At 52.4% G+C, this 12,378-nt stretch carries 11 protein-coding genes and 1 pseudogene; 6 read left to right on the top strand and 6 right to left on the bottom strand.

All coding sequences use genetic code 11. The features are described from left to right. Positions 1–368: pseudogene (locus BLQ17_RS03115) on the bottom strand (hypothetical protein); the annotation flags it as partial. 261 nt (positions 369–629) lie between these two features. Between BLQ17_RS03115 and BLQ17_RS03110 the strand changes: the two are divergent. Beyond that, positions 630–1,223 carry a UbiX family flavin prenyltransferase gene (locus BLQ17_RS03110; protein WP_092219678.1) on the top strand — a complete coding sequence of 198 codons (594 nt, stop codon included), beginning with the start codon at positions 630–632 and terminating at the stop codon, positions 1,221–1,223. 56 nt (positions 1,224–1,279) lie between these two features. Further along, on the top strand, positions 1,280–1,684 hold the full coding sequence (gene lpdD, locus BLQ17_RS03105; RefSeq protein WP_143005422.1) for a prenylated flavin chaperone LpdD: 405 nt from the start codon (positions 1,280–1,282) through the stop codon (positions 1,682–1,684). Between the two features lie 104 nt (positions 1,685–1,788). Here lpdD and BLQ17_RS03100 read toward each other — a convergent pair whose 3' ends face one another. From BLQ17_RS03100 to BLQ17_RS03090, 3 genes are all read right to left on the bottom strand, one after another. Further along, positions 1,789–3,228 (bottom strand): carbon starvation CstA family protein, encoded by a 1,440-nt coding sequence (locus BLQ17_RS03100; protein ID WP_092219674.1) that lies wholly within the window; start codon positions 3,226–3,228, stop codon positions 1,789–1,791. Positions 3,229–3,484: 256 nt separating this feature from the next. Continuing rightward, the gene (locus BLQ17_RS03095; protein ID WP_092219672.1) at positions 3,485–5,227 is read right to left on the bottom strand and encodes a LytS/YhcK type 5TM receptor domain-containing protein; all 1,743 of its coding nucleotides are present in this window, start codon (positions 5,225–5,227) and stop codon (positions 3,485–3,487) included. Positions 5,228–5,231: 4 nt separating this feature from the next. Then, positions 5,232–6,047 carry a LytR/AlgR family response regulator transcription factor gene (locus tag BLQ17_RS03090; protein ID WP_092219670.1) on the bottom strand — a complete coding sequence of 272 codons (816 nt, stop codon included), beginning with the start codon at positions 6,045–6,047 and terminating at the stop codon, positions 5,232–5,234. A 532-nt stretch (positions 6,048–6,579) separates the two neighbouring features. Between BLQ17_RS03090 and groES the strand changes: the two genes are divergently transcribed. The 4 genes from groES to BLQ17_RS03070 all read left to right on the top strand — a co-directional run bounded on the left by groES (position 6,580) and on the right by BLQ17_RS03070 (position 10,108). Then, positions 6,580–6,873 carry a co-chaperone GroES gene (gene groES, locus BLQ17_RS03085; protein ID WP_092219668.1) on the top strand — a complete coding sequence of 98 codons (294 nt, stop codon included), beginning with the start codon at positions 6,580–6,582 and terminating at the stop codon, positions 6,871–6,873. A gap of 13 nt (positions 6,874–6,886) precedes the next feature. Further along, positions 6,887–8,512, top strand: coding sequence for a chaperonin GroEL (gene groL / locus BLQ17_RS03080; protein ID WP_092219666.1), 1,626 nt, complete (start codon positions 6,887–6,889; stop codon positions 8,510–8,512). Positions 8,513–8,722: 210 nt separating this feature from the next. Beyond that, on the top strand, positions 8,723–9,196 hold the full coding sequence (locus BLQ17_RS03075; RefSeq protein WP_092219664.1) for a cupin domain-containing protein: 474 nt from the start codon (positions 8,723–8,725) through the stop codon (positions 9,194–9,196). 240 nt (positions 9,197–9,436) lie between these two features. After that, on the top strand, positions 9,437–10,108 hold the full coding sequence (locus tag BLQ17_RS03070) for a flavodoxin family protein (RefSeq protein ID WP_092219662.1): 672 nt from the start codon (positions 9,437–9,439) through the stop codon (positions 10,106–10,108). Between the two features lie 67 nt (positions 10,109–10,175). Here the strand turns inward: BLQ17_RS03070 and BLQ17_RS03065 are convergent, their stop codons facing one another. Both BLQ17_RS03065 and BLQ17_RS03060 read right to left on the bottom strand, forming a co-directional pair. Beyond that, positions 10,176–11,579 carry a sensor histidine kinase gene (locus BLQ17_RS03065; RefSeq protein ID WP_092219660.1) on the bottom strand — a complete coding sequence of 468 codons (1,404 nt, stop codon included), beginning with the start codon at positions 11,577–11,579 and terminating at the stop codon, positions 10,176–10,178. Further along, positions 11,576–12,256, bottom strand: a complete 681-nt coding sequence (locus BLQ17_RS03060; RefSeq protein ID WP_092219658.1) for a response regulator transcription factor — start codon at positions 12,254–12,256, stop codon at positions 11,576–11,578. The genes BLQ17_RS03065 and BLQ17_RS03060 overlap by 4 nt, the downstream gene beginning before the upstream one ends. Positions 12,257–12,378 lie beyond the last annotated feature (122 nt).

Here is a 12,378-nt window from a genome sequence, read left to right as displayed (position 1 = left end):
AGAGCCTGCTTGGCAATTTCGGGAGTCACTGCGGCGACAGCCGCCACGCGGTCACCAAAATGACGAACCTTTTTTTCCAGAAGGAAGCTGTCGTAATACATTACCGACGGCAGGAACAGAAACTGATGCATGGTCGGAACCTTGGGTACATCTTCATGGGTGATAACTGCCTCAACCCCTTCCAAGGCAAGCGCCTTACTGGTATCGATTGACTTTATGTTGGCGTGAGCATGGGGGCTGCGAAGAATTTTAACATGCAGCGTGTTTGGGAATTGCAGGTCTCCGGAATATTTCAGTTTTCCGGTGACTTTCTCTATTGCCTCGAGTTTGGGCTGTCTTTTGCCAATAACATTGAAATCGTTTTTCATGTTGATTTCTCCAGGTGACCGATTGTTGCCAGTGGTTATTTCATCCTTTGGTACGTCTTGACGGGTTTTGTGTATTCGGTTGCCGTGAAAACCGTATTTGTTGTTGGAAATTTATAAAAAAAATATTATTCTCAAAATAAGAGAAATAAAATCATTAACGGTATCGTGAAAAGAGAATAGCATGGAGAGTGAGTGTATGTCAAACATATTGTCGTGTTCATCGGGTCGTGGGGAAGGGATGGAAACAGGGGAGGAAAATAGATGGATGGTCTGATTCAGGAAAAACATCTGCACCACCGGAAGATCACCGTTGGTATAACTGGTGCGAGCGGGGCTGTATATGGTATCAGGGCTGTGGAGATTCTCAATTCTCTGGGAGTTGAGACTCATCTGGTGATAAGCGGAGCGGCGGAAATAACAATAGCTCACGAAACCGGCAGAACGATCGAGTCTGTCCGGGGGTTGGCAACCCGCCGTTACGATAATAAAGACATTGGGGCCACTATCGCGTCGGGATCATACGGTATTGACGGTATGATCATAGCGCCGTGCTCAATGCGCACCCTGGGCGCTATTGCAAACTCGCTCTCTGACAACCTGATTGTCCGCGCCGCCGATGTCATGCTCAAGGAGGGAAAACCTCTGGTCCTGGTTGTCCGTGAGACCCCTTTACACCGGGGGCATTTGCGCTTGATGGACCTCGCTGCCCTAAGTGGCGCAATTATATTTCCTCCGGTACCGGCTCTATACAATAAGCCGCTGACCATTGAAGAGATGATAGATCAAAGCGTTTACAGGTTCCTTCACAGGATCGGCATTGAAACACCGGGTCGTAAAAGTTGGCAAGGTTTTTAAGGCGGTGGGTGAACGATTGAACTCACCTGAAAAGATTTTCCTGAGGTATCAACGGTATGGACGACAAATCCCCTGTACTTAGTGTGGAAACGGGAGGTTATTCAGTGTTTGCTCAGTGTCGGCGAATGGGCAGGGATTTCCTGGTGGCCGTCTGGGGAGGAGAACCCCATATCGGCGCTGTGGCAATGGCTCAACCACGGCCAAAACTGCAGGAGCCGAACAAAATATCGGCCACGGCTTCAGTTTTCTGCTATGTGGGACATAAGGATGATGAGGTAGCAAAAATAATGGCGGAAAAAATTGCCGCCGACCTCAATACCAGGGTAGTCGTTGCCGCCGGGATGCACTGGGACAACCTGACCAGGTGCGGACTCAGGCAGGTTCTCAGTAACGTTGAAGAACTTACCCTGCAGGTCATAGGTGAACTGAAAAATGTTTCAGAAGACCGGATGAATCGGTAACAAGATGCCGGGAAGTTTTATCAAGGGTACGGTGAGGGGGAAAACAGCAGAGGGCTCCGCAGTCACTGCAAAGCCCTCCTTGAGACCAGGCTGGCAAAAGACTTTTACATCGAGCCCTCCGGCTCCGCTTGGTTGCTGGTCATGTCAGCGGGCTTTTTGGTGTAGATCAAAAACAGGGAAAAAGTTGCCAGTGCGACAACTGCGCTGGCTAGGTTAGACGGTGCTGCCGGCAGATTGAAACCGATTGGGGCCTGCAGTATAAAGGCCGCATCGACAGCGGTCATGAATGTCGCAGGAATGGTGCAGATCCAGTGAAACTTACTCTTCTTGGCCAGGTAAATGGCCGCACTCCAGAGTACCAGCATGGAAAGCATCTGATTGGACCAGCCGAAATAGCGCCAGATGATCTTGAAGTCTACCTGGGTGATGAGAAAAGCGACCAAAAACAGCGGAACTGCGATGAGCAGACGTTTGGCGGCCTGGGACTGGTTGACTCTGAAGGTCTCGGCTATAATCAGGCGGGTGGACCTGAATGCGGTATCGCCACTGGAGATAGGCAGAATAACAACGCCCATGATTGCCAGAAAGCCGCCCACCGGGCCGAGCAGGGTGTTGCACGCCTCATTAACCACCGCGGCAGGTGAACCTGACGCAATCACTGCATTCATAGCCTCCGGCGTGTTGTAAAATGACATCCCCACGGTTGCCCAGATCAGGGCAATTACGCCTTCGATGATCATGGAGCCGTAGAATACCTTGCGACCGAGATTCTCATTTTTTACACAGCGGGCCATAAGGGGTGACTGGGTCGAGTGGAAGCCGCTGATTGCCCCGCAACTCAAAGTGATAAAGAGCAGCGGCCAGATGGCCTTGTCGCCCGGGTGGGTGTTGGCGGTGAAATCAAGGTTGGGGAGAATTTCATAACCGTGAAAAAGCAGGCCACCCATGATACCGAAGGTCATGAACAGCAGCAGCGCGCCAAAGAGCGGATAAAGACGGCCGATGATCTTGTCGATGGGAAGAACCGTGGCAATAAAATAGTAGAGGAAAATAGCGCCGATAAGGAGCTGAACATTAAAGCCGGTCAGGTTGCTGAGCAGTTTTGCCGGTCCCAGGATAAAGACCACGCCAACAAGCAGGAGCAGGATTACCGAGAATATACGCAGGGTCTGGCGGGCCGGCATGCCCATAATGTCGCCCACAACCTCCGGAATGGATTTACCTCCGCTGCGAATAGAGAGCATGCCGCTGAAATAGTCATGTACCGCGCCGGCGAAAATGGAGCCGACAACAATCCAGAGCAGAGCGGAAGGGCCGTAGAGAGCACCGAGAATCGGGCCGAAAATTGGACCCAGTCCGGCAATATCCAGGAGCTGGATGAAAAAGACCTTCCAGGTCGGCATGGCAATGTAGTCGACACCGTCTTCTCTGGTCATACAGGGTGTCTGACGTTTGGGGTCAACGCCGAAAACTTTCTCGACGAAAGCGCCGTAGGTGAAGTAACCAAGAATAAGCAACCCCACGCAGGTAAGAAAAAAAACCATAGTACATCCCTCCCGATGTGTGAAATTTAAGCGTGAGCCACGCGTGGATCACGTATCTCAAAGAGATAAGTTGATTATGGCGCGTACCCTAACCGGTGGCTGTACGGTTGCCTATAACTTGGCGCTGAAACGTAGGTTTGTCGGGCTGGATGGTCGGGATTCCAGGCTGAAATGCATCGGGTTGAAAAAGTGTTGAACCATGAGCGGATAAAATAGGTCCGGTCGGGTATCTGGTGAAGTAAATAGTGACACCGGCTCAGGCCCTGTCTGTTGCGAGCTCAGCCTCGCTGGTGAGGCCGCGGCTTGCCGCCTTGGGAATATTAAAGGAGATGGATGTGCCCCGTTGGGGAGAACTGGTAATTTCCATACCATATTCAGGGCCGTATATATGCATTAGCCGTTTATTGCTGTTTCTGAGGCCGATCCCTTCGGCATGGGATTCGAGGTCGCGGTGATCAAGCAGAGTCGCGAGAATATTATCGGGAATGCCGCAGCCGTCGTCTTCCACCATCACCACCAGCATATCAAGATTGCGGAAAATACCAAGAGAGATGGTACCGCCGTTTTCATTGGCGGCGATTCCGTGTTTTATGGCGTTTTCCACCAGAGGTTGAATAATCAGCGGCGGAATCGCCCAATCCTCACATCCGGGCTCAATGTTCAGGTTGACTTTGATCTTGTCGCCGAAACGTGCTGTTTCAATGGCTACATAGGAATTGATCTGAGCCAGTTCGTCGGCGAGCCTGATGAAACCGCGGCTGGAGTCGAGGTTTTTCCTCATGTAGAGCGACAGGTCGAGGATCAGTTCCCGCGCCTTGTCCGGCGCTGTTCGGCAAAAAGATGCAATGGTGTTCAGGGAATTGAAGAGGAAGTGCGGGTTGATCTGAGCCTGGAGGTGCCTTATCTCGGCGTGGGCCAGAAGCCGGTCCTTGACCTGAATATCCTCCAGTTCGAGTTGGATTGAGAGCAGGTCGCTCAGGCCGCGGGCGACCTCGAACTGAATACGGTTGAGCTCGGCGGTCCGGGAACCGTAGAATTTGAGCGTTCCGACGATTCTTCCCCCCTTTTTCAACGGGACGATAATTGCGGAATGAAAGGGGCATTGCGGGCGGTCGCAGCCTATTGCGTCTTTTTTGCGCAAAAATATCGGAGTGCCGGTCTGGATGACTTTTCTGGTGGAACTGGTAACAATGGGTTCTCCTGCGAGGTGGTGGTCGTTGCCGAGGCCGACGTGTACCAGTACATGGGAATGATCGGTAATCGCCACTGCGGGAACGCGGAGTCTGCGGTAGATTATTCTAGCTGTGGCTTCTGCGGTGGTACTGTTCAGCCCGCTGCGCAGGTGCCGGACGGTGTTGTTGGCGATGTCGAAAATCCTCTGGGCCTGGGTCGAGTCTTTTTTTTCCCGGTGGGTATAGAGGGTTTTGATGACGTGAATAAAGAGCCCGGCCCCCAGAGCGTTGCCGATAATCATCGGCAACGCTATCAGTTTTACCAGCTCCAGGGCCTGCTCGTAAGGGCGGGACAGCAGCAGCACCAGGAGCATATGCATCGACTCGCCGACAAAAGCGAGCACCATGGCGAGATTCCAGTTCATATTCCTGTCCGGGTAACGCAGGTGAATGAAACCGGCAGCCAACCCTTCAAGGATAGTGGCAATAGCGCAGGGCAGGGCGCTGAACCCCCAGGGGTCGATGAGAAAGCGATGACCGCCGGCAATGAGGCCGACCCCAAGGCCGACTATCGGTCCGCCGAAGAGTCCCGCTGGAATTACCGCCATGGCCCGCAGATTTGCATAGGAGTTGAAAATGGCGTTGCCGCTGTAGGTGCCGAGAACACCGAAAATCCCGAAAAAGAAAACCAGGAACAGCTTATTGTAACCGGAGCCGCGCCTGAAATTGAGCTCCTGTACTGGGGAAATATTCAGCAGGATAAATGCGCCGGCGATAAGAATGCCGACATGTTTGAGTAGAAAGGTGATCAATGCGGAGATAGACATGACATCAGATTCCTAGACGCTGTTTGAAGGCTTTTGCCCTGGTGCGGCTGACGGTTATCTCGGACATTTTCGCATCGTCCATGGTCAGGTTGTATTTACCGTTAAACCATGGGCTGAACTCCTTGATATGGTCAAGGTTTACCAGGACCGAGCGGTGAGCCCGAAAGAAAAATGATAAGGAGCAGAGATGTTCCTCCAGCCGGTCCATGGTGGAGATACCGTAAATCGGCGACGAATCGTCCCGGGTATGGACAACAATTCCCGTCGTTTCGTACGAGCAGTAGACGATTTCTTCGGGGGTCAGCAGCTGAATCCTGCCGTTTTTTTCCACCGATACCTTGATTCGCTCCCTGGGCGATTCGATCTGGTTGAGCAAAGCCTGCAAGGCTGACCCGAGCTCCTCCCGGCCACTGGAGGAATCTGCAACCATTTTCCGGACCCGCTGCAGGGTAATGGCTAACCGCTTCTCCGAGAGCGGCTTCATGATATAGTCCACCGCGCTCTCTTCAAAGGCTTTTACCGCATAGCTGTCGTAGGCGGTGGCAAAAACGAAGAGCGGCATGTTCGTAACACCGGCGAGTTCGCGTATGACTTCGAAACCGTTGCGTCCGGGTAGCTGGATGTCGAGAAAGACCAGGTCCGGCTTATACCGGCGGATTGCCTCCACTGCTTTGCCAGCAGAGTCGGCTTCCGCGACTATATCAATATCGTCGTGCTGTAAGAGCAGATATCGCAGTTCGTCGCGTGCGGGTTGCTCGTCGTCCACGATCAGACAACGGATAGGGGCGGGAGTTTTCCTTTTCGCGTGTGACACCACCATTGCATGTACCTTTTACCGCTTGTTCAGGGGCTGCCGTCCGGTTCCGAAAGCGGCGGGCAGCGCTGCTGTGCACTTGTTACTGACACTTTGTAGGAAAAAGTTTACTCCCTAGCGGGTAGTTGTGCAAGCAGGCCGGCTGCAGCGGCTTCATGATGAAAAGCTGTATCCACTCTCCGTTGTCCTCCATTCTGACCAACAACCGTCCCGTTACCTGCCTGAGAAACCGTGAAAAACGAGCAGACTCCCCGTGTCCCGTGAGGGTTCCCAGGGTACTGTTTTACTTGGTGTTCTATGTTTTCGTTGTTTCGTTGTTTTCTTGGTGGTGCGGAAGTTGTGTTCAAGGGTTGTTTTTTCATTTTGGCCAATCTTGACAGGTAACAAACCGATATTATTTTTCTACAGCCGGTAAGGACTCACCCGTCGCAACGTCCGTTTGCGACATGCCCCAACGGTCATTTATGTGAAATAGTGTAAATGATGGACCGGGAATTTCCCATTACAACAACGTTATCTGAAAAAAGAGGAAGGCATCATGAAGATCAAACCGCTTAATGATCGAATCGTGGTGGAGAGAGAGGAACAGGAGCAGAAAACCAGCGGAGGTATTTTTATCCCTGATTCTGCTAAGGAGAAACCGCTGCAAGGCAGGGTGGTAGCCGTCGGCCCCGGCAAAACTGCAGAGGGCAAAGAGCGTATCCCGCTTCAGGTGTGCGAAGGCGACAGGGTACTGTTTGGTAAATACGCAGGGACAGATGTGAAGATCGACGGGGTCGACTGCACAATCATGCGCGAAGATGACATACTGGCTGTTTTCATAAAGGAATAAGGAGATACATACCATGCCTGCAAAAATTATTGCCTACGATGCCAAGGCCCGTGAAGCCATTCTCTCGGGTGTGAATGTCCTAGCCGACGCGGTCAAGGTTACCTTGGGACCGAAGGGGCGAAATGTACTGATTGAAAAATCCTGGGGTGCACCGATTGTGACCAAGGACGGCGTTACCGTTGCCAAAGAGATTGAGCTCAAAGACAAGTACCAGAACATGGGTGCCCAGATGGTCAGGGAAGTGGCGAGCAAGACCAACGATGTGGCCGGGGACGGTACCACATCGGCGACGGTGCTTGCCCAGGCTATTTTCCAGGAAGGCCAGAAACTGGTAGCCTCGGGCCTCAACCCCATGGAGTTGAAAAAGGGCATCGACAAGGGTGTTGCCGCAGTGGTTGAAGAACTGCAGAAAATATCGATACCGGTCAAGGGTAAGAAGGAGATTAGCCAGGTGGGGACCATCTCCGCCAACGGTGATGATACCATCGGCCTGCTGCTGTCTGATGCTATGGACAAGGTGGGCAAGGAGGGGGTTATTACCATCGAGGAGGCAAAGTCGATGGAGACCACCCTTGAGGTGGTTGACGGAATGCAGTTTGACCGGGGATACATTTCCCCCTATTTTGTCACAAACTCGGAAAAGATGGAAGTTCTCTTCGAAGAGCCGGCAATTCTGCTCCATGAGAAGAAAATATCCTCGATGAAAGATATGATTCCGCTTCTTGAGGAAGTCGCCAGGGCGGCAAAACCGCTGCTCATCATTGCCGAGGATGTAGATGGCGAGGCCCTTGCCGCCCTGATCGTGAATAAACTGCGCGGCACCCTGAAGGTCGTAGCGGTGAAGGCCCCTGGGTTCGGGGACCGCCGCAAGGCCATGCTGGGAGATATTGCCGCCCTGACCGGCGGCCAGGTAATCAGTGAGGATCTTGGTGTCAAACTCGACAAGGTCAGACTTTCCGAGCTCGGCAGCTGTAAATCGGTAAAGATCGACAAGGACCATACAACCATCGTCGATGGTGGTGGTAACAAGAGTGAAATAGAAAGCCGGATAAAGCAGATCCGGAGGCAGATCGAGGATACCACCTCCGATTACGATCGGGAAAAACTCCAGGAACGGTTGGCCAAGCTCATAGGCGGTGTCGCCGTCATCAATGTCGGCGCAGCCACTGAGATCGAGCTGAAGGAAAAGAAGGCACGGGTAGAAGATGCCCTCAGCGCAACCCGGGCAGCGGTCGAGGAAGGGGTGCTGCCTGGTGGAGGGGTCGCACTTGTCCGCTGCATCAAGGCTCTCGGCGCGGTTAAAACACGGGGGGATGAGGAACACGGTATTAAAATTCTGCAGAAAGCGCTGACCGCCCCCTTGAGGCAGATAGCTGAAAACTCGGGTGTCGAGGGGGCTGTGGTCGTGGCCAGGGTTCTTGCGGGCGAACAGGATTTTGGTTTTAATGCCCAAACCGAAACGTATGAAAATCTGCTTGCGGCGGGTATTCTCGACCCGGCCAAGGTCGTGCGCTTTGCCCTGCAGAACGCGGCCTCCGTCTCCGGCATGCTCATCACCACCCAGGCGATGATTGCCGAAAAACCCCAGAAGAAAACTGCTCCCGCCATGCCCGGAGGCGGTATGGGCGGCATGTACTAAAACTGTTGACGGCTGACTGGGTGCCGCTGTAGCCAGGCCGGTACAAGGGCGTCGGCAATCACCAAATAAGCTCTCACCCGTTGTCGGGTGAGAGCTTATTTTTTTATCACGGTACATACTGGTGTATAATATCTCTTACCAGAGGTCTTTGTCGCGATCGCTCAGATTGAGGCGATCAAACTCCTGGAGGGGGGATTCCCTATTGTTATCATGAGAAAAAAATTCACCAAATGCCACTTTGACTTTGATAACCTGCCCTGGTTGACGAGCCCGAGAAAACAGCTCGAACTGGAGGCGGTCGCCCTTGGGTTTATCAACATTGGCCCCAATGAGGGGTATACGTTTACCCACACCCATCGGCAACAGGAAGAAGTCTACATGGTTATTAAAGGTGAGGGGCTGTTACAGCTCGACGATGAACTGCTGCCTATTGCCGAGGGGGACGTTGTTCGCGTTTCCCACGATACCCGCCGGGCGCTCAAGGCGGAGGGCCGGGGGCTCTTTGTTATCTGCTGCGGCGGAGTGGACCATGGATTTCCCAAAAATCCCAATGCCCGATATCTCATAGATGACGGCGTTCCCGATTACGACGATATTCCCTCCTGGTATAAGGGGGATCAGGAAGTGGTGGAGAGAAACAGCAGGTTGAAGCAGAGGTTGGCAAAACCGGGCAAAAAGAAATAGCCACGAAAAAGCGGGAGCAAGCGGTTCGCCCGGCTTTTTATAACTCCTGGGGGGCCATAAAATTCGCAGGGTGCTCCGGATAACCTGGGGCGATTTAAAATGGCGGGTGTTTTTTTGTTTTGATTGAGCCACCGGCCAGGGGTGTGCTAGATTGGAACTGAAAATTTATCAACAGGTACCCGGGTGCTGACCGGGAACATGTGGCCACCATATTTCAGGAAACAGGGGAGGCTTTGAGTCATGAGGATTATCGGCATTGTTGGGAGTCCGAGAAAGGAGAAAGGAAATACCGGCCGGCTGATGCTGGAGGTGTTGAAGTCCGCTCAGCAGCAGGGCGCCACATTCGAGACGGTCGCCTTACCGGGCGGCACGGTGTTGCCGTGTCTGGCCTGCGATACCTGTCACAAGAAGGGATTCTGCCCGCAGCGCGATGAGTTTGATGATATCATGGGCAGGATTATGGCCAGTGACGGTATAGTGCTGGCAAGTCCGAACTACATTTTCAACGTCAGTGCCCAGCTGAAAGCATTCATGGATCGCTGCTGCGGGGTCATTCACTGTTTGGGGTTCGAGGGCAGGTATGGCGCTTCGGTGGTGACCTCGGGAGGCGGGGATGAAGCCCCCATCGCCGAAATGATGAACCACTTCATGATCACCACGGGTGTTACCCCGGTGGGTTCGGTCTGGGCCACCATGGGCTCTTTTGAAGGTGATGAGTTTCCCGATGAAATTGTCGTCAGGGCCAGGGCGCTTGGACGTAAGCTGGTTGACGACTGGCGGAAAAAAAACGTCCCTGCTGATATTGCCGAGCGCAAGGTGCGGTTTGCGGAAAGGATGCGCCAGCTGATGTTGTACCGCAAGGATGAATGGCCGTATGAATACCAGTACTGGCAAAAGAAAAATAGATTGTAAAAGGCCGTACTTGTTGTGAATAATCACGCCGCGCAGTAACAGGTGACGGATCTTGCGACCAAAATGGTCAACCCCATTTTTGCGGAAGCCTGATTTCGACCAGGACCCGGTTGGCAGGGTGGCTTGGAGGGGGGATCGAAATCGTTCCGTGGTGAAGTTCTACGATCTGCCTGGCAATTGTAAGTCCCAATCCCGAGCCGCCAAGCGCTTTGGAGCGGGATTTTTCAACCCGGTGAAACTGGTCGAATACCGCTTCAAGCTCATCTTCAGGGATTGTCTGGCCGGTGTTTGATATGTTCATCACGATGAAATCGTTTTTCCGGTGCAGGGAAAAAAGAATCTCCCCTTTCTCTTTCAGGTTGTATTTGATGGCGTTGTCGATCAGGTTTATCAGGACTCTGCGTATCTTTTCCTTGTCTGCCAGAAGATGGACGTTGTCGGTGATATCCAGCGACAGGTTGATGTCCCTGTTTTGTATAATATCTTGAAATTCCTCAAAGATACTTGATGTCAATTCCGATAGGTCGACAATTTCCGGTTCAAGCGTGTTGTTGAACTCGAGAATCGACAGATCAAGCAGGTTTTTCACCAGTTGATTCATACGGAACACAGCCTCAGACTGGCTGGTCAGTCTTGTTTTGAAACTTTCGGGCAGCTGTTCGTTCTGTATGGCCTCGTCGAAAAAGAGCCGCAAAAGAGTGATGGGTGTTTTTAACTCATGGGAGGCGTTGGCGATGAATTCTTTCTGGCGCTGGAAGGAGAACTGTAAGCGGTCGAACATCTGGTTCAGGGAAGTTGAGAGGGCGTGTATCTCGTCCTGATTTCCGCGGGGGGGGATTCTCCGGTCCAGGGTCTTGTCGCTGATCTTCCGTGCAAGGGTGTTGATGGTCGCGATTGGTTCCAGGATCTTGCCGGCCACATAATATCCGATGACAACAAGGGCAAAAGTAAAGACAAGGAGTCCGGCACCGATGGTAAGGAGCAGTTCGACGATCTCTTCCCACAGTTTTTCCATCGGTCTTGCTATCTGGACAAGATACTCCCCTCCTTTATATGGGACAGTCAAGACACATACGCGAAAAATGGTTTTGGTGTGCCTGTCCTGGGTAAGATCTGTTGCTTGTGCAGGAGCCGTTGGTCTGAAATTATAATACCTGTCGTCTGGCTTGAGAGGAATATCGACAATCCGGCTGGAGATCGATGCGTAGATCTTCTTCAGGTTCTGGTCAAATACCTTGATCCAGTACATATTATCCCGCGAAGTCACCGGTTCTGTCTCTAACCGGGAAGGGGGGACGCCGCTTTTGGGAAACAGGCTTGAGGTGACGATAAGCGCATGCCGCTCCAAGTCCCTGTCCAGCAGTTCAAAAGGTTGTTCAATCAGTTCAAAAAAGATGACACAGGAGAAAAACAGGGCCGCCAGCAGGCCGGCGCCAGTGATCCAGATAGTGATCTTGTTACGTATTTTCACTTGTCATCGTCCTTGATTATATACCCTACCCCGCGAACAGTGTGAATGATGTTCCCGTCGGAATCCTCGACTTTTTTTCGCAGATTCTTGATGTGCACATCTATGGAATTGGACATTGTCCAGGGATCAAATTCATCGCCCCAGACATGTTCGGCGATATTCACCCGGGATATCGCTCGATTCAGATTGTACAGCAAAAATTCAAGAATCGAGAATTCCTTGGCTGTCAGTTCAACAGGATTTCCATCTTTTCTGACCTCTCTTCTGGCCGGGTCCAGGGTGATGGAACCAGCCTCCAGAACCGGTGATACAAGCTCGCTGCCGCGTCGCAGCAAGGCCCGTATTCGTGCAAGAAGTTCACCCATGGAAAAAGGTTTGACCAGATAGTCGTCGGCTCCCGCATCCAGCCCCTTGATCTTGTCTTCAATGGTCCCCCTGGCGGTCAACATCAGAACGGGGGTGGGATTTTTTTCTCCACGCAATTCGGCAAGCACCTCAAGTCCGTCTTTTTCCGGGAGCATGATGTCCAGCAGGATAATATCGTAGGACTCGACACAGATCTTCTCCAGCGCCTCTTCTCCGTTACTTGCGGTATCAACAGTATATTTCTGTCGAACAAGGGCCTGGAGGATCTGGTCGAGCAGGGTCCGTTCGTCTTCAACAATCAGAATTCTCATCGTCTCACTTTATCATCGGTTTGCCGCTCTGTCGCGCGTAACAGTCATCTCTCCGTACGCATATGTGGAACATATCCGGTCGCAACCTGTCGCCGCATTTTACCATGCCGCCATGAAGAAAT

Source organism: Desulforhopalus singaporensis, from assembly GCF_900104445.1.
Lineage (GTDB): Bacteria > Desulfobacterota > Desulfobulbia > Desulfobulbales > Desulfocapsaceae > Desulforhopalus_A > Desulforhopalus_A singaporensis.
This window is presented reverse-complemented; position numbering and strand designations above follow the sequence as displayed.